Below are 23,415 nucleotides of genomic sequence, written 5' to 3'. Positions count from 1 at the left end.
TGCTTCTTTTTAAAAAAGACTATTATTTATCATCAAAAGGGCAAGTTTTAAAATACTCTTGAAGATTAAATTTTCTATCTTGAAATGTTTCGTTTAATATTTTAAAATGATGAATCCTGTCAATTCTAAATGCACGATAGGTGTTACGTAAATAGCACCACGAGATTAAAATCCATTTATTGTTTGTAGAAAATAAAGCATAAGGTTCAATTTTTCTAAAAGTAATATTTGGGTCATTGGCTTTACGGTAATTAATTTCAACATAATTAAAATTTGTAATTGCTAATTGTATTTCTGATAGAGCATTACTAGATATCTTTTCATTATAAGAATCAAAAACAAAAATTTTGCTATTCAATAACTCGCTTTTTTCTTGAATAGAAGTCCTAAATACGGATTTAATTTTAGTTAGAGCTTCTTCAAAATTGGTTACAAAAGATGAGTCATTAGTTTGACTAACCAAATGTTGAGCTGTAATTAAAGCGTTAGCTTGTTTTTCAGTAAACTGAACAGGGGCAACCGTGTAGCCATCCATTAAAGAATAACCTCTACCTTCAATTGTAGTAACAGGTATACCAGCTTGTTCTAATTTTCTTATATCACGATATATAGTTCTAACACTAACCTCAAACCTTTGAGCAAGTTCTGTGGCTGTTAAAAGACGTTTCGATTTTAACAGTGTAAGTATAGATATAAGTCTAGATAATTGAGACATATTAACAAAGATAGTGAACCGACTTGCAATTCACTATCTTGGATTTTAGTTAAAAAATTACATCATAGAATGTAAAGCAACTCTATTGCCTTCTGTATCTAAAAATTGAGCAATAAAACCATTTTCTTCAATATTAGTTTTTGGCATTAAAATTTGGCCACCACATCTTTCAACTCTAGATAGAGGTAAGCCTAAATCTTCTCCACCATTTAAGTAAATAGTAGAACCATCTGTAGTGGGGTTTTGTCCTTCTGCTTCAATAATAGCACCGCCAATTCCTTGATCTTTTTCGTCGTGTTTAAAAATGCCATATTTCATGTTCTGTTCTGGCATTGGGAAATCTGATATTTCAGTTCCTAAAACGGTAGCATAAAATTGCTTTGCTCTGTTGTAATCTTTCACTGGAATTTCAAACCAGTTTACTGCATTTTTCATTTTTTAAATTGATTTAATTGTTAAACTTAAATGCAAATTTATTAGAGCTTGTGTCGAAACATGTCAGGGGTGTTTTTATTTTTTTGCAATGATAAAAAGATAATCACCTAAATCGTTTTCATAAGATTTTATAATATCATTGATTTTTCGAGTAGCGATATCATCTTTTAATTGAATCATGCCAGTTTCTACTTCTTTAGCGTTAGCAAGTGAAGAAAAAGAAGATATACCATGTCTTACTTTTGGGTTTAAATATAAAATTGGATTATGCTTACCACTATATAGAAACAAATCTTTTAAATCTGGTTTAATATTGTATAATTCTGTTTTAATTGAACGGAAACCTGTTTGTTTTATAATTTTTTTGATGGCTTTTAGAGCTGGCATCTGCAACATAGAGTCTTTCATCATTTTAGGAAAATAATGATTTAACCAATATCCAGTCATTTGTTTTGGTGTAGAAGTAAAAATCACCAAATTACTATCGTTTTTTAATACACGATGTAATTCTTTAAACCCTTTTTCTAAATCTTTCCAATGATGAATGGTTAAACTACCTATAATTCCATCAATGCTTTCAGAATTTAAGTTTAAGTATTCAGCTTGTCCAAGCTTCCAATCGATGTTTGGATTATTTAGCTTTGCTTTTTCAAGCATTTCTGTTGAAGGATCAACACCAATAAAGTTAAACCCATTTTCTTGCAATTTAATAGTGTAATTACCAGTGCCACAACCGATATCTAAATATAGTCCATAGGATTTAGGGTTTAAATTAGCCAATAATCGTTTAACAAGATAGTCATCTGCTTTTCTTGTAGCATTATAATTTACTCCTATATCATCGTACTTTGCATTCATTTTATTCCATATAAATTTGCCCACGATGAGGTTTCAAAGCATCTCTAATGGGTTTCATAATATCTTCTGGAACAACCATAAAGGCAATGGCGTGTGCGTCTGTAATTGACTCAAAACCAGTAGTATTAAGCTCTAATTTTTCTAAGTGAATAAAGTCTTTTAAATGAATTTCGTGATGTTCAGCAATTTTTAAAGCATCTGGACCTCGAAAATCCCAAATAAGTTTTAGTTTACGCATTATTTATTAAAATAAAAACTGAGGTTAAATGTAAAGATATATTATATAAATATGAGTAATATTTTTACTTTTTAAACGTTTGTTAAAGCAACTTGTATTATAGGTTTATATTAGTATTTTTGTATCCACTTTGAATAATTTTTTCTTCATGCAGTTAAAACATTTTTTTACTTTATTATTTACTGTAATAATGCTATGCATTAATGCGCAAACAAAAACAAATGAAGTCCTTTTTACGGTAGATAAAACTCCAGTTTACGTTTCAGAATTTTTAAGAGTATATAATAAAAACCTTGATTTAGTACAAGATGAATCCCAGAAAGATGTAGATGAATACTTATCACTTTTTACTACTTATAAGTTAAAATTAAAAGAAGCAAAAGCTTTAGAACTTGACAAAAAACCTTCATATTTAAGAGAGTTAAATACCTATAGGAAGCAATTAGCCAAAAACTTTATTTATGATAATAAAGTTACAGATGAATTGGTTGAAGAAGCTTATGATAGAATCTCGTACGAAATAAAAGCAAACCATATTTTAATTAAAATACCTGAAAATGCAAATCCACAAGATACTTTGGTAGCATTTAATACAATTAGTAAGCTAAGAGAAAGAGCTTTAAGCGAAGGTTTTGAAACGATTAGAAAAGAAGTACACAATGGCAAATCTGTTTTTGGTGAAGAACTAGGGTATTTTTCTGGATTTAGAATGGTTTATAAGTTCGAAAACGAGGCTTTTAACACTAATGTTGATGAAATTTCTCAGCCTTTTAGAACGCGTTTTGGCTACCATATAGTTAAGGTCTTTGATAAACGTAAATCTAGAGGCGAACGTACTGTAGCTCATATTATGGTTAATATTAAAGAAAATGATACATTAGGAGAGAAACCGGAAAATAGAATACAAGATATTTATAAAAAACTGAATCAAGGTGATGCTTTTGAAGACTTAGCTAAACAATTTTCAGATGACAGAAATTCGGCTTCTAAAGGAGGTTTATTGTCGGCTTTTTCAAGTGGGCAATTAAGTTCGCCAGAATTTGAAGATGTTGCTTTTAGTTTAGAGAATATCGGCGATGTATCTCAGCCATTTAAAACCAAATATGGGTGGCATATTGTTAAACTACATGCTAAAAAGTTAATACCCCCGTTTCAAGACATAAAGCCAGAGCTGGAAGCCAAGGTAAAGCGTGATGAACGCTCTAAATTAATTGATGATGCTTTAACAACTAAACTTAAAGCTAAATATAATGTAAGCGATAACCAGCCAGCTTTATCATATTTTGTTTCGCTATTAAATGATGATTATTTAAAAGGAACATGGAAGCTTCCTAAAGATTTTAAAAGTGATTCACCATTAATTAAAATAGAAAACCTCCAATTTACTTTTAAAGAATTTGGTATTTATTTACAAAAAACACAACGAGGAGTTAACCCTAAGTCTACGTTTAAGTCTATAGTATCAGAAAAATACAATACGTTTTTAAATAAAAGACTAATCCAATATCAAGAAAATCATTTAGAAGAAGAAAATGAAGAGTTCGCTAATATAGTTAACGAGTATAGAGATGGTTTGTTATTGTTTGATTTAATGGAAACGACAATTTGGAACACAGCAAAAGCAGATTCTTTAGAAATCCAAAATTATTATAGTAAAAACAAAGAAAAATACATGTTACCAGAACGTGTTGATGCCATAGTTGCATCAGCGACCAAACAAAAAACTTTAAAACGAGTTGCAAAGTTATTGCAACAAGACATGAGTTTAGAAGATATTAAAAAACTGGTAAACAACAATGGCGAAGTGCATGTGGTTTTTACATCAGGTATTATGGATGCAACGCATCAAGCATTTCCTAATAAATTTGAATTTAAAAAAGGAATCTCTAAAATTTATAAACATAATAAAGCATTTATTATGGCTAAAGTAAAAGAGGTTTTGCCTGAAAAAATTAAAACCTTTGAAGAAACAAAAGGTTTAATTATTAGTGATTATCAGGCTTATAAAGAAAAAAAATGGGTTGAACAATTAAAAGAAAAATATAAAATAGTTGTTAACCAAGAAGCCTTGAATAAGGTGAAAAATCAAATTAAAAATTAGCCGTTGAAGTTTAATAAAATCATATTTACATTAATAGTTATAATAACTACGTCATGTACTTTTTTTAAAAAGACAGAAGAAGGTATACCTATCGCGAGGGTAAACGAAACTTATTTGTATTATGATGATATAAAAGACTTAACAACAGAAACTACAACAAAAGAAGATAGTATTTTGGTTGTTCAAAACTTTATTAATCGTTGGGCAACACAGCAACTTTTTGTAGATGGTGCTATGCTTAATTTAAGTGAAGAAAAGCAAGAAACATTTAATAAGCTTATTGATCAATATAAAAATGATTTATATACCAAAGCTTATATTGAAGGCTTGGTTAGAAAAAATATAGACACTACTGTTACAAATAACGAAGTTGAGGTATATTATGAAAAAAATAAAGAAGCATTCAAACTAAACGAAGAGCTTATAAAGTTTCGTTATGTTCATGTAGATGAAAATATAATCAACTTAAAATCTATTGAAGAAAAGTTTAAACGCTTTAATTTAAAAGATAAAAAAGAGCTGGATTCTATGTCAATTCAATTTAAATCCTTTTCATTAAATGATTCAATTTGGATAAAAGTTAATCAAGTTATTGATAAAATTTCAGTCTTAAATCCAGAAAATAAAAAACAACTGTTAAAAAAATCTAATTTTTTACAGCTCAAAGATTCATTAGGAGTATATTTGATGCAAATTAATAACGTTTTGTTACGTAACGAAACTGCACCATTAGAATATGTTAAACCAACAATAAGACAAATAGTTATTAATAAAAGGAAGTTAGAGCTTATTAGAGAATTAGAAAAAGATATTACAAAAGATGCTATTAAAAACAAACAATTTGAAATTTATAAATAATTTAAAACATATATTAGTTTTAAGTATAACTTTACTTGTGGTAAATGTTATGTATGCGCAGGAAATTATTGAAGATGAAGTTAAAGAAACGACTAAGAAAGTTGATACTATAAAAAGCTCTTTTAATGCTAAAAAAGTAGATGGAGTAGCTGCTGTAGTTGGTGATTATATTATTTTAGATTCGGATTTAGATAAAGCTTATTTACAATTACAAGCTCAGGGCGTAAATACTAAAGATATTGAACCATGTAGTTTATTTGGAAAATTATTAGAAGATAAACTTTATGCACATCATGCTATTCAAGATAGTATTCAAGTATCAGATGCTGAGATTCGTCAACAAGTGGATTACCAAGTCCAGCAGTTTTTACAGCAAACCGGTGGTTCTATGGATAAACTTTTAGAATTTTATAAAAAAGATGACGAAAAAAGTTTTAGAGATGAAATGTTCGAAATTAATAAAAGCAATCAATTAGCGGCTAGAATGCAAGCTAAAATTGTAGAAGAGGTTGATGTAACTCCAGACGAAGTTAGAATATTTTTTAATAAAATCCCTGAAGATAAAAGGCCAACTTTTGGTATTGAACTTAAAGTAGCACAAATAGTTGTAGAGCCAATAGTCTCTGAAGCCGAGAAGCAAAAAATAATTGATCGCTTAAAAGGCTTTAAAGCTGATGTAGTAGAAAATGGAGCAAGTTTCAGATCAAAGGTGGTATTATATGGGCAAGATCCAGGAATGAAACAATCTGGGTATATTTATACTTTGGATAGGAATAAACCCCGTTTTGCAAAAGAATTTAGAGATGTAGCTTTTTCATTATTGGAAGGAGAGGTTTCAGATCCTTTTGAGACTGAATTTGGATTTCACATTATTAAGCTTGAAAAAATAAGAGGACAATTATACGATGTAAGTCATGTTTTGTTGATTGCTCAAGTATCTGATACAGCTATTAAAGAGGCTAAGGAACGTCTTGAAAAAGTTAGAAAGAGTATTGTAGCTGGCGATATTACTTTTGCCGAAGCTGCAAGAGAATCTAGTGACGAAAAAGAAACAAAATTTGATGGTGGGCAATTAATTAATCCACAAACTCAAGACTATAATTTTGAATTGACTAGAATGGATCCAGAATTATATGCGCAGATTCAAAATTTAAAGGATAATGATATTAGCCCAGTTTTAAGAGAAGAAGACAGAACAAGAAATGTTAAATTCAAAATTTTAACTGTTACAGACAGAATAGAGGAACATAAGGCTGATTATGCACGAGACTATTTAAAAATTAAGGAGCAAGCTTTAAACGAGAAAAAAGTAATAGCTATTGAAAAGTGGCAAAAAGAAAAAATAATAGATACTTATATTAAAATTAGTGGAAAACATAGAGAATGCGATTTTTCTAGTAACTGGTTAAAACAATAAATATATGTCGGATGTAGCTGCCGTAGAACAATTTGTAAAGCGATATAAAGATTTAAAAACAGAAATAGCCAAAATAATTGTTGGTCAAGATGAGGTTGTAAATCAAATTTTAATTTCCATTTTTTCTGGCGGGCATTCTTTACTTATTGGTGTTCCTGGTTTAGCAAAAACATTAATGGTTAATACCATTGCACAAGCTTTAGGGCTTGATTTTAAGCGTATTCAATTTACTCCAGATTTAATGCCAAGTGATATTCTTGGTAGTGAAATATTAGATGAGGACAGGCATTTTAAATTTATAAAAGGGCCTATTTTTGCTAATATTATTTTAGCAGACGAAATTAACAGAACACCTCCAAAAACGCAAGCAGCTTTATTAGAAGCTATGCAAGAACGTGCCGTTACTGTAGCAGGGCATCATTATAAATTAAGCTTACCGTATTTTGTTTTAGCAACCCAAAATCCTATTGAGCAAGAAGGTACATATCCATTACCAGAAGCACAATTAGACCGCTTTATGTTTGCTATCAATTTAGATTACCCGTCTTTTGAAGAAGAAGTACAAGTGGTAAAGGCAACAACTACAGATAAACAAGCAAAAGTAAATGCATTGTTTTCTGCACAAGAAATAATAGACTTCCAACAACTTATCCGTCGTATGCCGGTTGCCGATAATGTTATTGAATATGCAGTGGCTATGGTTGGTAAAACAAGACCAAATGCTGATGCTGCTAACGATTTAGTAAAAACATATATAGATTGGGGAGCAGGACCAAGAGCTTCTCAAAACTTAATTTTAGCAGCCAAAACTCATGCAGCTATACACGGTAAGTTTTCTCCAGATATAGAAAATGTTCAAGCTGTAGCTAATAGCATTTTAAGACACCGTATTATTAAAAACTACAAAGCAGAAGCTGAAGGTGTTACTGAAGATCAAGTTATTAAGAGCCTTTTCTAATACGCTAATCAAATTACTTTTCAATTAAAACAGATTTAAACCCATTTTTTAAATCGTTAGTTCGTAATTGAGGAATATAATTATAGTAATACTTTATATAATCTATTTGTTTTTTGTTTACACAAGGTAATTCGCCATTTCCAGTAGCCCAAAAAAATATATCTTCGCTTGGTGAATAAAACTCAAAGCCATCAATATAGAATTTAGCGAATTCTGTTTTAATTTTTGTGTTTTCCTCAGGAACAATAATGTTTTTTATTTTAAAAGTATTTAGTTCCATTGCAAAATTATTATTTGTAAAAGCATTCAAGTTTACAGTTATCAAAACAGGAATAGCACTTAAAATGATTGATAACATAACTAGATAAAATCCAATCTTTTTATTTTTTATGATAGATGAAAATACTTGGATAGCTAAAAAAGAAACAAATACAAAAAAGAACCTGTATTGAGGAGAAGTAAACCATAATATAGCAAGCTGAATAATAGCTAATAAATATATTATTAATAGGCTAGATTTATCTTTATTTTTATAAATAAACCAGGGAAAAATAATTAATAGTAGAACAAAAATCTTATTAAAAAGACCATCTAATTTTGGTAGAGTGAGCCATACTTTTATTTTTTTTAATAAGCCTAATTGAGAAACATCAATATTACTCATGCCCTCTATAGTATTTGGTTCGTAAAATTCTAAAAGCTCTTTCGGTACTTTCCAATCAAAACTTAGAATATCTATTTGTGCTATAGGATAAAATAAATAGCCAGAAACTATAGCATTTTTAACAATAAACAACCCCAAAATAATTATACTTAAAAACAAGTATTGCAATAATTTTCCTTTTAAAACTTTGAAATTATTTATAAAAAGTATGACTACTAAAACTGATAAAACTATTATCGTCACTTTAACAAAGCATAAAAAAAGAACTAAACTTAAAATTATTTTAAAGTCATTGATAGTGGTGTTTTTATATTTACTAATGAACAGGTAAAAGATATAAGGGGTTATTAAAAAAATAATCAAATCTGGAGATGGTGCATTAACAAATTGCATTAAAAAAAGAGAAAATAATAGTACTAATCCTAAATTAAAACTTTGAATGTTTTCACGATTATTATAATTATTTAATTTTTCTATAGCCCAAAGCCCAAATATTGTAAATAAAAACCCATTTAAATCATTATAAAAATTGGATAAAAAAGGAAAATTAAACCCAGCTTGTAATGCATGCCATGAAGAATTTTGACCCAGAAACATATGTAAATTTGCTAACCCCTTTACATATCCAAATTCGTTAATCCATTTTATAGTTTGAATGTAATAAGTCTCATTGTCAATCAAATAAGGCTTAGTGCTGCTTTGCGCTAGTACAATAAGAAATAGAAATAAGTAAAGAAATTTATAATGTTTTTTTAACTTCTTAAACAACAATATTAAAGCGTTAGAGTGTGTTTTGAAATCATTTCTATTACTATAAATAAGAATAACGTTTAGTACTAAAATGAATACGTAATACTCCACATTAATCCTGAAAAAGAAAGCAAAAAAACTAGTAACAATAGTATAAGATAAAAGCCCCAAAATTTGAAGAGTAATAGGATGGCAGTCTCTTATACCTAAAACTTTTGTAAATAGAATTCCAAAGTTTTTAGTTGTAATAAAAATGTATATCCAACTTAAAAAAATAAGTAGCATGCAGTTATTATTTGTTACAAACTTAAGATTATTAAAAATATAAATAGAAGGTTGTTATACTGATATTGCTTTTTTCGATGAATCGAAAACTAACTATGAAGCATCCTTTTTTTGTTAATTTGTAAATTTTGATATAGTTATTTTATTGAATCATTATATTTTATAGTTAATAGTTCATTATAATTGAGAATTATTTAAAATTATAATAGATTTGATTAGATTTTTTTAATACATGCGATTATTCGTATTTTTGCAAGACTTTCAAAAACAGAATAAATTTAAATAGATAAAATATGGCATTTGACATCAATATGATAAAAGGTGTTTACACCAAAATGGCTGAACGTGTTGACAAAGCGCGTGAGATTGTAGGTAAACCATTAACTCTATCTGAAAAGATATTGTATTCTCATCTATGGGATGGAAATCCTACTAAAGCTTTTACCAGAGGAAAGGATTATGTGGATTTTGCACCAGATAGGATTGCTTGTCAAGATGCTACTGCTCAAATGGCTTTATTACAGTTTATGCAAGCTGGAAAAAGTAAGGTTGCTGTACCAACAACGGTACATTGTGATCACTTAATTCAAGCTAAAGAAGGAGCAACAGCTGACTTAAAGCACGCAAATAATGTAAGTAGTGAAGTTTTTAATTTCTTAGAATCTGTTTCAAATAAATATGGCATAGGTTTTTGGAAACCAGGTGCAGGAATTATTCATCAAGTTGTTTTAGAAAATTATGCATTTCCTGGAGGGATGATGATTGGCACTGATTCACATACAGTAAATGCAGGTGGATTAGGTATGGTAGCTATAGGTGTTGGAGGAGCAGATGCTGTAGATGTTATGGCTGGTATGGCTTGGGAACTTAAATTTCCTAAATTAATAGGAGTTAGATTAACAGGAAAATTATCTGGTTGGACTGCCCCTAAAGATGTTATCTTAAAAGTAGCCGAGATTCTTACTGTAAAAGGAGGAACAGGAGCTATTGTAGAATATTTTGGACCTGGTGCAATAGCTATGTCTTGTACAGGTAAGGGTACTATATGTAATATGGGCGCCGAAATAGGTGCAACAACATCTACTTTTGGGTATGATGAATCTATGGAGCGTTATTTACGTGCTACAGATAGAGCAGATGTTGCTGATGCAGCTAATGCAGTTAAAGAACATCTAACCGCCGATGTCGAAGTTTATGAAAATCCAGAAAACTATTTTGATCAGGTTATTGACATTAATTTATCAGAATTAGGGCCATTATTAAATGGACCTTTTACTCCAGATTTATCTACAGAGGTAGGTTCAGATATGACTGAAAAGGCTAAAACTAATGATTGGCCAATTAAGGTAGAGTGGGGATTAATTGGATCTTGTACTAACTCATCTTACGAGGACTTATCACGTGCTTCATCAATTGCGCAGCAAGCTTTGGATAAAGGCTTAAAAATGAAAGCAGAATTAGGAATTAATCCTGGTTCAGAGCAAGTACGTTATACTGCAGAGCGCGATGGTATTTTGGAAGTTTTTGAAAACTTAGACGCTAAAATATTTACAAATGCTTGTGGCCCATGTATCGGACAATGGGCAAGATATAGCGACCCTAAAAATGCACCAAAAAATAGTATAGTACATTCTTTTAATAGAAACTTTGCAAAACGCGCAGATGGAAATCCTAATACGCATGCTTTTGTGGCGTCTCCAGAATTAACAGCTGCAATTGCAGTTGCAGGGCGTTTAGACTTTAACCCATTAACAGATAAGTTAATAAATGAAAGTGGTGAAGAAGTTATGTTCGAAGAACCAACAGGGTGGGAGTTACCTCCAAAAGGTTTTGCTGTAGATGATAACGGTTATTTAGAGCCTGAAGCTGATGGAAGCCACGTACAGGTTTCTGTAAAAGATGACTCAGAACGTTTACAATTATTAACACCTTTTACACCTATTGGCAATTCAATTACAGGAGCTAAATTACTAATTAAAGCCTTTGGAAAATGTACTACTGATCACATTTCTATGGCAGGACCATGGTTACGTTTTAGAGGACATTTAGATAATATTGCGAATAATACTTTAATAGGAGCAGTCAATGCTTTTAATAAAAAAACAAACTTTGTTAAAAACCAATTAACGGGCGATTACGGTGGCGTTCCAGATGTGCAGCGCGAATACAAAAAAGCAGATATTAAAACTATTGTAGTTGGTGATCATAACTATGGAGAAGGTTCATCTAGAGAGCACGCTGCAATGCAACCAAGACATTTAGGAGTTGCCGCAGTTATTGTAAAATCGTTTGCACGTATCCATGAAACAAACCTTAAAAAGCAAGGAATGTTGGGGTTAACATTTGCAAATGAAAGCGATTACGATTTAATTCAAGAGAATGACACTTTTAATTTTGTAGATTTAAACGAATTTGCACCAGGTAAACAATTAACACTTGAAGCTGTTCATGAAGATGGATCAAAAGATGTTATTAAATTGAATCATACATACAATGATGCACAAATTACATGGTACAACGAAGGCTCTGCGCTTAATTTAATTAAGAAGCAAAACGCATAGTTTTTAAGATTATATATTTAAAAATCCAGCTTTATAGCTGGATTTTTTAGTTTAATAGATTGTTTTTATTTAGAAACTCTTCGTATTTTTTTAGTGATAAAATATCAGAGAACTTTTCGATTAATTAAAGAATCAAAGAATTGATTTGAGACCCCCTTTTAATTGATAAAGTTCCATCACTTCATCGTCTGTCAGAGATTTGTTAAAAATTGATAATTCATCCATTAAGCCAGTAAAATTCAATCCAAGGAAAATATTTGATTCCTCCAACTCCCATGAAAAAGGATCATCTATTCCGCTTATTTTTCCAGTTTTTTTACCATTTAAGTAAAGACTTGCTAAACTGTTTGCTGTACCCAAACCATCATAAGTTATAAGGACATGAGTCCATATTCTTTTTGAAAATGGTGGTTTTTTAACGCTGACAAGTCTTTTTTCAAATTCTACCAAGAAGGGTGAATTTAGTGTGTCCAAGGTCCAAACTTTTTTATCACCAATAACACCCAATCTGAAATCTGGAGGGTTTTCATCTGTAAAATCTACCCATATTGATGCATCATTGTAATTTGTATCTGTGATTTGTATTGGGTCAGTATACCCATCAAGATCTGTTGAAGGATCAAGGCTTAACCAAAATGAAATAGTACCAGACCAATTTTGTTTATTGTAGGCAATATTATCTTTACTTTTATAAAAAATGACTGTATCACTTTTTTTACCAAACTCAAATGCACTACCAAATTGACCTTTTCCTTCGATAATTCGATGGTCAGCGTTATTCATGCCAACCTGAACCCCTTCCAAATGTCTTTTTGAATTAACATATGTAGAATTAGCCGTATATATATTAGAGTCTCCCAATGCAAAATCTGCTGTAGTTCCGTTATCAAAAGAAACATAAAAAGTTATGGTATTTTTAAATTCTGTAGATGAATTATATTGGCAAGAAAAAAGTTGAAGAAGTAATACTCCAATTATAATAATGTTGATATTAGACTTTTTCATGTTTTATGTTTTTTATTTAATTGGATAAATCACTAATTTTTAGTGTTCAAAGTTGGAAAAGTTTAATGAAATAGTACAATGTTATAAATGAGGATTTTTGAATACGGTCATGAATTTTTTTCATCTATAGTATTTTCATTGTCATACATTGATACTAATGTCAAGTATATAAAATCGTTTCTATTATTGAAGCAAGTTAATTACTATTAATTTATATGTAATTTTAAACTAAAAAACTAAATGAATTATTGAAAGAATTATTTCAAATTCAGAAAATCAAAATTGTATTTTTACAAAAATTTCAAAAATGAATTCCAGAGCAAATCAACTTAAAGCTTTTGATAGATTATTAACCATTATGGATGAGTTACGAGAGCAATGCCCTTGGGATAAAAAACAAACCATGGAAACTTTACGACATCTAACAATAGAAGAAACCTATGAACTTGGTGATGCTATTTTAGATAATGATTTGGATGAAGTTAAAAAGGAACTGGGCGATGTTTTGCTTCATATTGTATTTTACTCAAAAATTGGTAGCGAAACCAAAGATTTTGATATTGCTGATGTATGTAATAGTATTTGTGATAAATTGATAAGCAGACACCCTCATATTTACAGTGATGTTAAAGTTGAAAACGAAGACGATGTTAAACGAAACTGGGAAAGCCTAAAATTAAAGGAAGGCAAAACAAGCGTTTTAGAAGGAGTGCCTAACAGTTTGCCAGCTTTGGTAAAAGCTAATAGAATACAAGAAAAAGTTGCAGGTGTTGGTTTTGATTGGGAAGAACCAAACCAGGTTTGGGAAAAGGTTGAAGAGGAATTAACTGAATTTAGAACTGAGGTAAATTTAGGAAATAAAGATACTATGGAAAGCGAGTTTGGGGATGTCTTGTTTTCAATGGTAAACTATGCACGGTTTTTAAACATAAACCCCGAAAATGCTTTAGAACGTACTAATAAAAAGTTTTCAAAACGATTTCAATATCTTGAAGCTAAAGCAAAAAGCTTAAATAAGCCCTTAAAAGATATGACGCTTGCAGAAATGGATGTGTTTTGGGAGCAAGCTAAACAATTGCCTTAAATAAACTATTAAAAAAATGCAATAAAAAAGCCAACTATTTAGTTGGCTTTTTGGATTTATATTACTTTTAGTAAAGCTCTTTTATTTTGCTAAGCTTTGTTTTCCATAGTGTTAAAGCTTGTTTGTGTGTTTTAATATTATTATGAACTTCTTTTACTAGAGGATTATCATCATCTACATTTGTAAAAAATTGTAAATTATTTTCTAATTGATTAATCTGACTTTTTACCTCGTCTATTTTTTTCCTAATAAAAGAACGCTCATTATCTAAATTTCTATTGTCATCATCAGTTCTATTTAAATTTTCTAATTTGTTTTCATATTTAATCATTTCAACTTCATTCTTGTCCATTTTTAAATTAGAAAATAAGCCATCTAAAGACTTATTAAATTTACCTTCAATATATCGCTTGTCATTTGGTACTCTGCCAATGTTTTTCCATTTTTCAATTTGCTCTTTAATGGTTGACAAATCTTTGTCTTTCTCTCCTGATAAACTTAACTCTTTTAAGGAGCTTAAAAGCTCTTGTTTTTTGTTATAAGCATCAACTTGCTCATGGTTTGCTGCGTTTCTTTTAGAATGCAGTCTGTCAAAATAATAATTACATGCGGTTTTAAATTGTTTCCATATTTTGTCACTGTCTTTACGTGGTACATGGCCAATTTTTTTCCAATCACTTTGAATTTTTTTCATTAAAGCCGTAGTAACCTGTACATCTTCACTGTCTTTGTTGTCTTCAGCAATTTTTATGAGTTCAAGTTTTTTCTTAAGATTTTCAAATTGCTCTTTCTTTAAGCCTTTGTAAAACGCATTTTTTTTCTTGTTAAATGTTCTTACAGAATCTTTAAATTTTGCCCAAGTAGCTTCATTAACTTTTATGGGCACTTTTCCAGCATTAAAGAAGTCATTACGTAATGCTTCAATTTCTTTTATTTTTTTTTGCCAAGAGCTATGGGAACTATTTTCTTGAGTATTGATTGCATCTATACTAGCTATAATTTTAAGTTTGTTTTCAAGATTTTTTTCATAAACCTTATCTATCTCTTTGTAATAAACTTGACGTTTATCATTGATTATTTTTGTAGCTACTTTAAACCTTTCCCAAATACCTTCTCTATGTTCTCTTGCGACAGGACCAAGTTCTTCTTTCCACATTTTATGAAGCTCTTGCAATTCTCTAAAAGAGCGCATTATATTATCATCTTGTGCTAATTCTTCAGCACGCTCGATAATTTTTAATTTTTTATCTAAATTGTGTTTAAAGTCTAAGTCACGTAAATCTCTATTTAAGTGTAAAAAGTCGTAAAATCTTTCTACATGATGATGGTAAGAATTCCAAGCATTATTGTATTTATCTCTAGGTATTGGCCCAGTATTTCTCCACTTTTCTTGTAATTCTTTAAAATGCTTATATGTGGTATTTATATTTTCTTCTACACTAAGTAATCCTTTTAGCTCTTCTATAATTTCAAGCTTATCTGCCAGATTTTGTTTCAGGTTTTTTTCTAAGCTTTTGTAATGATCGTTAAGTTTATTTCTATATTCCTTATACGCTGTTTTAAATCGTTTTTGAATAGGAGAGGAGTAATAAAAATCTATTTCATTCCCACCATCATTTAAGAACTCTGTTTTTTTCTCATCTAATAAAGCTTGGAATTTTGTTTTAAATTCATTGTTTATATCATTTACAGGAGCCTTTATGGCCTGAATTTTTTCATTCTTTAATAATTTTTCTAACTCAATTGCCAAAGACTCTAACGACATTTTATCGTATTCTTTTACTTCAATAGTATGGCGTTCTTTATTACCTTCATCTTCTGCATCTTCAGCATTTGATTCTTCAATTTCATTTATAACATCCTCCTTTTCTGAAGCGTCACTTTCTTCAGTTTTTTCCTCAGGGCTATCTTCATTTACAGGTTCAGTTACTTCAACAGGTGTTTCATCACTATTTATTTGTGAAATCTCAACAGGTGTAGTTTCATTAATTTCTGATGATGTATTTTCAGTAGTATCATCATTATTAATGATTGATTTATTTTCCTCTATTCCGTCTGCTTTTTGCAGGTTATCTATCTCAGACATTTTAAAAAATGTTTAGGTTCGTTTAATACTTTAAAGTTTAAAGATAATAACAACTCTAGTATTTACAAAGAGGAAGCGGTGCTTTTAACGCTTTGAGTAATTATTTTACTACAAATTCCAAATAGACCATGCTTTTTCAGCTTGAAATTTTAACATATCTAACCCGTTAATTATAGTAGCTCCATTAATTTTACCCAAATTAAGAAATTTGGTTTCTTCAGGATTATATATTAAATCGAATAAAACATGCTTATTAGTTATGGCTTTATATGGAATTTTTGGACAATCATTTACGTCCGGGAATGTGCCCAAAGGTGTACAGTTTATTATAATTGTATGTTTTTTGATAGCTTCTTCTGATAGAGTCTCGTAAGTAAAATGAACTTTATCTGAAGCTGTTCTTGAAACATAGCTATATTCAATATTTAGTTGCTTTAAACTAAAAGCAATTGCTTTACTTGCACCGCCAGTGCCAAGAATTATTGCTTTTTTATGATGTGGTTTTAAAAAGGGTTTTATTGATTTTTTAAAACCATAACAATCGGTATTGTAACCTACTAGATTTCCTTTTTTTGTAATTTTTATGGTGTTTACAGCCCCAATAGCTTTTGCTTTTTTATTTACCTTATCAAGAAACGGAATAACTTGTTCTTTATATGGGATAGTAACATTTAATCCTTTTAAGTCTGCAGTGTTTTTTATTAGTGATGGAAAAGAATCAATAGAGTCAATATCAAAATTTTGGTAAGTGACATTATTAATTTTTTCATCTTCAAATTTTTTTTTAAAATATGTTTTTGAAAATGAGTACGATATATTTTTTCCTAAAAGCCCTAATTTGTTCATTTAATTTTTCTTGTTTTTTTACCATAAAACTCTAAAGCTAAAACTATAACGATGCCCAAAATAATAAATGCTATGGCATATAAAGTTTCTGAGTTTAACTCTGGCATAAAGCGTTTGTAATTTTCAATTATTTTTTCTCCGGTTGAATCTAATATAAAACTGCCATTGTTGTTTATTTGATAAATTGTTTTTTTCCAAGGCCATACTACTCCTAAAGATCCAACAATAAAGCCAATAATAGCAGAAAGTGTGATGCTCTTAAAATGCTTTAAAATATAGCTTAATAGGTGTGAAAATGTGACTAGGCCTGTTACTGACCCTAATGTAAAGACACCAAGAACTTTTAGCATTCTTATACGCTCTGGGTTTTCAATAAAACTAAAGTCGCCTTTTAGAATATCAAAAAATGAATCGTATAAAGCGTTAACAGAATCAACTAAAAGTAATACGTAATTCCCTAAAAGAATAAGAATAAACGAGCCAGAAAAACCAGGAAGTGTCATACCAGAAACACTAATTATACCACAAAAAAACACAAACCAAAGATTATCATTTTCTTTGGCCGGATTTAAAAAGCTAATACTTAAACCTACAATAATACCTATGGCTAATGATAGGTATGTTTTATAATTCCAGTCTTCAAAATCTTTATATATATAATAAATAGAACCGATTATCATTCCAAAGAAAACGCTCCAAACAAATAATTCATAATGCTTTATTAAATAGTCAAGAATTTTTGAAACACTAAAGTAGCTAACTATCATTCCTAAGAAAAGTAAACCTAAAAACCTTCCATTTATGTATTGAAAAAAGCTTTTAAAACGCCCGTTAATAAGCAATTTGAATGCTTTACTATTTACTTTTTGAAGTGAATAAATAAATTCTTCATAGAAACCAGCAACAAAAGCAACTACTCCTCCTGAAACACCAGGAACTTTATTTGCAGCACCCATACCTAGTCCCTTTAGAATAAGAAATAATTTATCAGTAAAAGTTCTGGTGCTTTGCATTATTGTTTTTTCGAACCTAGTTTTTCAAGAATAAAAATAGTTAAAAAACCAAGAATCATTAAAATAATTGCAACTGTGATTTGGTTTTCACCCTCAAAAGAAAAAGGCGAAATACTTTCTTCTAATAGAGGTGTTTTTATTCCCTTTGAGTTTCTATGCCATGTTAAAGTTTTTTTCCAAGGCCAAACTTTATTTAAAGACCCGAATATAAATCCAGTAAGCAGTGCTAATGTTATATTATGATGATGTTTAAACAACCATTTTAAAATACGGCTAAAACTAAGTAAGCCTACAAGAGCACCTATTGAGAAAACAGCTATTTTTTTTATATCGAAGTCATGTAAAGCATTACTTAATGTTTTATAAGCGCCAAGAATTATTAAAATAAAAGAACCTGAAATACCAGGAAGTATCATAGCACAAATAGCAATAGCTCCAGCTAAAAATAAGAACCACGAATTGTCATTATTTGCTAGAGCAGGAAGTGTAGTAATATAAAAAGCAATGCATGCTCCAATAATTAAGGATATTATCACAGCGATATTCCACTTGGTAATTTGTTTACCAACAAAATAAATACTAGCCACTATTAAACCAAAAAAGAACGACCAGATTAAAATAGGGTGGTATTCTAGTAAATATTTTGCAAGCCTCATAAATGATACAAAACTTACAATAATACCTAATAGAAGCGCTGTTAAAAAGTTTCCGTTGGCTTGCTGCCAAAATGCTTTTAAGCCTTTAGAAAAAAGTGTTTTAAATAATGAAAGATTGACATTACTAATAGTTGAAATTAATTCTTCGTAAATACCGGAAATAAAAGCAATAGTACCACCAGAAACCCCAGGAACAGCATCGGCAGCACCCATGGCAATTCCTTTTAAAGAAATAATTAGATAATCTATAAAACGTCTTTGCATACTTTGTTAATTTTTGCTTAAACCAAAGGTATGCATTTTAGTGAAACGTTTACTTATAGATTTGTTTTTAGTAAGTTTTTTACAAAGATTTTATTAGAAACTTCAGGAAAAAGTTCTTCAATTATAAAGTTGTATTCTTCGTTATGCTTTAATCCATTTTTTAAATAAAAAGTGCCTTTGCTTTTTTCATTTAAAGAAAAATAAAGTCCGGCTAATCTGAATTCTATTTCAGCATTTTCTGGATAAAACTCAATAGCTTGTTCAAAATTATATATTGCAGCTTGGGGCTCACCCAATTTAATTAACAAATCTCCTCGAGATAACCATGTGTTTAGTTCGTAATTGCCTAATTCTAAAGTTTTTTTGTATCCGCGTTCTGCTTCTTCATATAGCTTTAAACGTTGATTGATTTGCGAATATAACTTCCAATACATTACATTCTCTGTATCAATATTAATAGCTTTATTAATATAATATAACGCTTTTTGGTAGTTTCTTTTTTTATTATAAAACTTAGTAATAGCAATCCATCCTTTATCTAATAAAGGGTCTTCATGCACAGTTCTGTAGTAATATTGAACTGCTAAGTCGTCATTCTTTAATTTCTCGTAACAATTACCAACTCGTAATAGTGCAAAAGAGGTTGGCTCATCTAATTGAAGAGAGATATTATAATTTTCAATTGCATCTTCGTAGCGCTTTAACTCTTCAAGAACTTTTCCGCGCTCCAAATACGCACCAACAAATGTGTCGTCAGAAATAATAGCAAAATCATAAGCTGCTAACGCTTTTTTATATTTTTTTAAAATTACATATTGCTTTCCTAATTGATGCCATGCAACTTCGCAATATGGGTTTTTATCTAAAAATACATTTAAATAGGATATTGCATCCTCGTTTTGGTTAAGAAATTCAAAGCAATAAATAACATTATATAGAGCAGAGTAATCATCTAAATCTTGCTCTAAACATTTCATGAAGTATGTTTTGGCATCTTCAAATCTATCTAAAAACAGATACTCCATTCCTATTAAGGAATACAGGTCTACAACATCATCTGTAAGCTTTAGTGCTTTTTTTAAAACCTCAATAGCTTTTAAATGCTCATCTTTTTTTGATAAAACATTTGCTTTCTGAATATAAATTTCTTCGTTTAGAGGACTTAAAGAGTAAAGCTCATTTAGCAAAGCATCGGCATCAGCTAATTTGTCTTCAAAAACATAAATCTCTACTTTAAAAAGTTTTAAATTAATTGAAGTTGGGTGCTGATCTAAACCTAATTTAATGGCTTTTTTTGCTAAAGCAATTTTACCCTGATTAAGATAGTGGTGAATGATGTTTTCAAATTCTTCTGAATCGAAGAATAAAACATGATTAGTTTTTAACATCGATTCAAACTTTGTAAGAGGCAAATTGTTGTTGTCATTATGACTAAACTCCATAAGCACATTGTAAGTTTCTTCGTTAATAAATTTAAGGCTCTATTCTAATTCTTAAAGCTTATATCCCAAATGTTTTTAACAAAGTAATCAACAGTTGTGCTAAGAATGTGGTTTTGAATACGGTTTTGTTTGATTTTCAACAGATTGAAAATTAATTTTCTTGCTGAATAGTATTCAAAATATTAATAATAATAGAGCATCCTTTAGCAATTTCTTCATTTGAGATGGTAAGAGGGGGTGTAATTCTTACTGCTTTAGGCTCAAAAAGAAGCCAAAAAAGTATTAAACCAGCATCTTGACATTTAAGAATTAGCGAATTTGTAATAGCATCAGAAGGTGTAATTATGGCAAGCATTAATCCTTTACCACGTATTTCTTGAATTAAGGGATGCACTAAAAGTTTTCGGAATAGTTGCTCTTTTTCTAAAGCTTGTTGCATTAAATTACTTTGGATTACCTCTTGTAAAGTTGCTAAAGCTGAAGCTGCAATAACTGGATGCCCTCCAAAGGTTGTTATATGACCCAACTTGGGTTTATTGCTTAGTAAATCCATGAGCTTGCTAGAAGCTGTAAATGCGCCAATTGGCATTCCTCCTCCTAAACCTTTTCCTGTAACCAAAATATCTGGAATGCAATTATAATGCTGAAAACCAAAAAGCTTGCCTGTTCTACCTATCCCAGGTTGGATTTCATCTAAAATCAATAAGGCTCCAACTTCATTACAACGACTTCTAACTTTTTTTAAATAATCATTTTCTGGTTCGATAAAACCTGCACCACCTTGAATGGTTTCTAAAATAACACAAGCGGTTTTAGTAGTAATATGCTTTAAGTCTGCTTCTTTATTAAAATCAATGAACCTAACCCCTGGCAGCAATGGACGAAAGGCTTGTTTACGTTCTTCATAGCCCATAACACTCATTGACCCCATGGTATTACCATGATACCCTTTATTTGCAGCTATAATTTCGATTCGTCCTGTAGCTCGTTTTGCTAATTTTAATGCGCCTTCAATAGCTTCGGTTCCAGAGTTTGTTAAATAGGTTTTTTCTAAAGATTGTGGGAGTTGTTCTGCCAATAGTTTTGTGAGCTCTACTGCTGGTTTTTGAATATATTCTCCATAAACCATAACATGCATATACTTATCTAATTGAGATTTTATGGCATTAACTACTTTTGGGTAGTTATGCCCTAGTGTACATGCAGAAACCCCAGCTACAAAATCCAGATGGGCTTTATTATTAATATCATAAATGTATGAACCATTAGCATGAAAAATTTCCATGGCTAAAGGATGAGGAGAGGTTTGTGCTTGATATTTAAAAAAATCGGATGTCATTTATTGTTGCTCTTTTGAGACACCACTGGCATTATTTAACTTCTTTTTATCTGCCTCCGTTAGCTTGGGTGGAATAATTTTCTTTTTAGTTGGTTTAGGCAAATTCCTTGAAGCTTTAGATTTTTCTTTTGAAGCTGATTTAGCTTCTTTTTCTGCTTTTTTAACACGTTCCAGTACATCTTCATCTACATAATCTTTTTGAGGTACATAATCTTCCAAACCTTTTATAACTGGCAAAACTAGAGGAGGATCATCTGCGAATAGGTCTTTAACACTATTAGGACGTTCATCTTCTCTCCAATCAAAACCTTTTAAAAGCTTTTCGTTTTTTGGATACTTAGATTCTGGGTAAATATCGCCATCTATTTGATTAATCTTCCTTACTTCCTCAATGTCCCGATTTACTATAGAAATTTTAATGCTTCCAGATTTTGATTTATCTATACCAATAAGTTCGTTTAGGTCATTTCTAAAATAGTAAATAGATTGTGCATTTTTTAAAATATCTACTTGATATAACTCATTATCATCATCAAATAAGCCCACTAGCTTTTTACCATTTATTTGATTGTAACCTGCATCCAAAGTGTCTTTACTAATAATAAAGGCATTGTCAAATACAATAAGCGAATCTAATTTTTCGGTTTCAGGATTAGATTTTAAATGAATAGTATCACCAGTCATTTGATTTTTAATATTCCAAAGGATAGGTTTTCGTTTTACAGAAAAGGCATCATCATTATCAAAACGCGAAATATTTATAAGTTTTGTTAAGCCAGTTTCTTGATTCGAATGTATAGAATCTGCTTTAGCACTCATGTCCGATTTAAAAAGGCGAGCATTTCTAAAGGCTCTAGTTATTCTTTTTTCAGGCTTGCCTGTAACCATAAGAGTATCGGCATGTATATAAATAGAATCTTTTTGTTGTTCAGTAATAGCTAAAGCACGTTTTGTTATAAACATAGAATCTTTTTGCTTGTATACTTCAGCATAATGCCCTTTTATAATGCTTTTGTTTATTGTGTCAGTTACAGTAATATTATTGGTAGCAGATGCAAAACTAGTATTGTTGTCAAAATATAAGCTATCACCTTCTATGGTTCTGCTTTCATAATCTATTTTTGCTTTTTTTACTGCATATCCTATTTTAGTTTCGGTATCGTAAAAGCCCTTTTCACAATAGGTTTTGCTTTCGGGTGTAGTTATGGTTGAAGGGCCAAAGAGGTAGGCATGACCAGTTTCATCATAAAAGTCAAAGTAATTGGAATTTACTACTGTACTATCATTAGTTAAAACTACATCTTCTACAAACTTATACTTTTTTGCATCCATGTAATAGCGCCCAATTTTACTGGTAATAGTTCCTGAAGAGTCAATTTCTACATTACCACCGTTTCTATAAAACGCTTGTTGTTTTACACGATCAAAATATAATGTGTCAGATGAAATTTTTGAATCAGGGTTTTCTAAAACCACATCGCCACTGGCAAATGCTAATTGTGTTATACCACTATATTCAACATATTTTGACATCATAGTTATGGTATCTCCCTGTTTTATAATTACATTACCATAAGCTTCAATAAAATCTTCTTTACCATAATGGATGGCTCTATCGCACCACATATTAATATCTTCATGGATAATATGTACCTGTTCTGAATCATCTCGGGTTAAAATTTTTGCTCCAGGATATTTAAGTTCATCAAAGTTTAAAAAACCTGAGTACTCAATTTTGATTTTTTTTTGAGCTTGACTAAATTGGGGTTGCCCTAAAACAATAAAAAGTAGGATATAAAAAAGATAAGATAGTCTCAAAGTAAAATTTGTTTGTAGCAAA

General features: G+C 30.2%; 19 protein-coding genes. 6 read left to right on the top strand and 13 right to left on the bottom strand.

What is annotated here, in order from left to right; translation table 11 throughout:
* Positions 1 to 22: 22 nt before the first annotated feature.
* The 4 genes from M3P09_RS15880 to M3P09_RS15865 all read right to left on the bottom strand — a co-directional run bounded on the left by M3P09_RS15880 (position 23) and on the right by M3P09_RS15865 (position 2,246).
* Complete coding sequence (locus tag M3P09_RS15880) at positions 23 to 715, bottom strand: helix-turn-helix transcriptional regulator (RefSeq protein ID WP_099562895.1); 693 nt, start codon at positions 713 to 715, stop codon at positions 23 to 25.
* Positions 716 to 772: 57 nt separating this feature from the next.
* The gene (locus tag M3P09_RS15875; protein ID WP_099562894.1) at positions 773 to 1,150 is read right to left on the bottom strand and encodes a VOC family protein; all 378 of its coding nucleotides are present in this window, start codon (positions 1,148 to 1,150) and stop codon (positions 773 to 775) included.
* 75 nt (positions 1,151 to 1,225) lie between these two features.
* Positions 1,226 to 2,008, bottom strand: a complete 783-nt coding sequence (locus M3P09_RS15870; RefSeq protein WP_249973888.1) for a class I SAM-dependent methyltransferase — start codon at positions 2,006 to 2,008, stop codon at positions 1,226 to 1,228.
* A 1-nt stretch (position 2,009) separates the two neighbouring features.
* Positions 2,010 to 2,246, bottom strand: a complete 237-nt coding sequence (locus tag M3P09_RS15865; RefSeq protein WP_249973887.1) for a hypothetical protein — start codon at positions 2,244 to 2,246, stop codon at positions 2,010 to 2,012.
* Positions 2,247 to 2,394: 148 nt separating this feature from the next.
* Here M3P09_RS15865 and M3P09_RS15860 point away from each other — a divergent pair, with 148 nt between their 5' ends.
* The 4 genes from M3P09_RS15860 to M3P09_RS15845 are packed head-to-tail and all read left to right on the top strand — an operon-like array spanning position 2,395 to position 7,580.
* Positions 2,395 to 4,347 (top strand): peptidylprolyl isomerase, encoded by a 1,953-nt coding sequence (locus tag M3P09_RS15860; protein ID WP_249973886.1) that lies wholly within the window; start codon positions 2,395 to 2,397, stop codon positions 4,345 to 4,347.
* A gap of 3 nt (positions 4,348 to 4,350) precedes the next feature.
* Positions 4,351 to 5,205, top strand: a complete 855-nt coding sequence (locus M3P09_RS15855) for a peptidyl-prolyl cis-trans isomerase (RefSeq protein WP_233192419.1) — start codon at positions 4,351 to 4,353, stop codon at positions 5,203 to 5,205.
* A complete protein-coding gene (locus M3P09_RS15850; protein ID WP_249973885.1) occupies positions 5,168 to 6,622 on the top strand; it encodes a peptidylprolyl isomerase in 1,455 nt (484 codons plus the stop codon). Before M3P09_RS15855 ends, M3P09_RS15850 begins: the two co-directional genes overlap by 38 nt.
* Positions 6,623 to 6,626: 4 nt before the next feature.
* Positions 6,627 to 7,580, top strand: a complete 954-nt coding sequence (locus M3P09_RS15845) for an AAA family ATPase (protein ID WP_099562889.1) — start codon at positions 6,627 to 6,629, stop codon at positions 7,578 to 7,580.
* A gap of 13 nt (positions 7,581 to 7,593) precedes the next feature.
* On the opposite strand, the gene M3P09_RS15840 is transcribed toward M3P09_RS15845, so the two are convergent.
* The gene (locus M3P09_RS15840; protein ID WP_249973884.1) at positions 7,594 to 9,279 is read right to left on the bottom strand and encodes a DUF8201 family protein; all 1,686 of its coding nucleotides are present in this window, start codon (positions 9,277 to 9,279) and stop codon (positions 7,594 to 7,596) included.
* A gap of 293 nt (positions 9,280 to 9,572) precedes the next feature.
* Here M3P09_RS15840 and M3P09_RS15835 point away from each other — a divergent pair, with 293 nt between their 5' ends.
* The gene (locus M3P09_RS15835; RefSeq protein WP_099562887.1) at positions 9,573 to 11,840 is read left to right on the top strand and encodes an aconitate hydratase; all 2,268 of its coding nucleotides are present in this window, start codon (positions 9,573 to 9,575) and stop codon (positions 11,838 to 11,840) included.
* Positions 11,841 to 11,972: 132 nt separating this feature from the next.
* Here the strand turns inward: M3P09_RS15835 and M3P09_RS15830 are convergent, their stop codons facing one another.
* A complete protein-coding gene (locus tag M3P09_RS15830; protein ID WP_249973883.1) occupies positions 11,973 to 12,845 on the bottom strand; it encodes a LamG domain-containing protein in 873 nt (290 codons plus the stop codon).
* 307 nt (positions 12,846 to 13,152) lie between these two features.
* Between M3P09_RS15830 and mazG the strand changes: the two genes are divergently transcribed.
* Positions 13,153 to 13,929, top strand: a complete 777-nt coding sequence (gene mazG / locus M3P09_RS15825; protein ID WP_249973882.1) for a nucleoside triphosphate pyrophosphohydrolase — start codon at positions 13,153 to 13,155, stop codon at positions 13,927 to 13,929.
* A gap of 67 nt (positions 13,930 to 13,996) precedes the next feature.
* Here the strand turns inward: mazG and M3P09_RS15820 are convergent, their stop codons facing one another.
* The 7 genes from M3P09_RS15820 to M3P09_RS15790 form a co-directional block, all read right to left on the bottom strand.
* A complete protein-coding gene (locus tag M3P09_RS15820) occupies positions 13,997 to 16,015 on the bottom strand; it encodes a DUF349 domain-containing protein (RefSeq protein ID WP_249973881.1) in 2,019 nt (672 codons plus the stop codon).
* 108 nt (positions 16,016 to 16,123) lie between these two features.
* Positions 16,124 to 16,861, bottom strand: coding sequence for a shikimate dehydrogenase family protein (locus tag M3P09_RS15815; RefSeq protein WP_099562883.1), 738 nt, complete (start codon positions 16,859 to 16,861; stop codon positions 16,124 to 16,126).
* Positions 16,858 to 17,874, bottom strand: a complete 1,017-nt coding sequence (locus M3P09_RS15810) for a DUF368 domain-containing protein (protein ID WP_249973880.1) — start codon at positions 17,872 to 17,874, stop codon at positions 16,858 to 16,860. Before M3P09_RS15810 ends, M3P09_RS15815 begins: the two co-directional genes overlap by 4 nt.
* Positions 17,874 to 18,794, bottom strand: a complete 921-nt coding sequence (locus tag M3P09_RS15805) for a polyprenyl-phosphate transporter (protein ID WP_249973879.1) — start codon at positions 18,792 to 18,794, stop codon at positions 17,874 to 17,876. Before M3P09_RS15805 ends, M3P09_RS15810 begins: the two co-directional genes overlap by 1 nt.
* A 53-nt stretch (positions 18,795 to 18,847) precedes the next feature.
* On the bottom strand, positions 18,848 to 20,236 hold the full coding sequence (locus M3P09_RS15800) for a tetratricopeptide repeat protein (protein ID WP_099562880.1): 1,389 nt from the start codon (positions 20,234 to 20,236) through the stop codon (positions 18,848 to 18,850).
* Positions 20,237 to 20,387: 151 nt separating this feature from the next.
* Positions 20,388 to 21,575 (bottom strand): aspartate aminotransferase family protein, encoded by a 1,188-nt coding sequence (locus M3P09_RS15795; RefSeq protein WP_249973878.1) that lies wholly within the window; start codon positions 21,573 to 21,575, stop codon positions 20,388 to 20,390.
* Entirely contained in the window at positions 21,576 to 23,393 is a 1,818-nt protein-coding gene (locus M3P09_RS15790; RefSeq protein WP_249973877.1) for an OstA-like protein, read from the bottom strand.
* Positions 23,394 to 23,415: the final 22 nt, after the last annotated feature.

The organism is Jejuia spongiicola (genome assembly GCF_023502325.1).
Classification (GTDB): domain Bacteria; phylum Bacteroidota; class Bacteroidia; order Flavobacteriales; family Flavobacteriaceae; genus Wocania_A; species Wocania_A spongiicola.
Note: the sequence above shows the minus strand (reverse complement) of the source record. Positions and strands in the feature narration are given on the sequence as shown.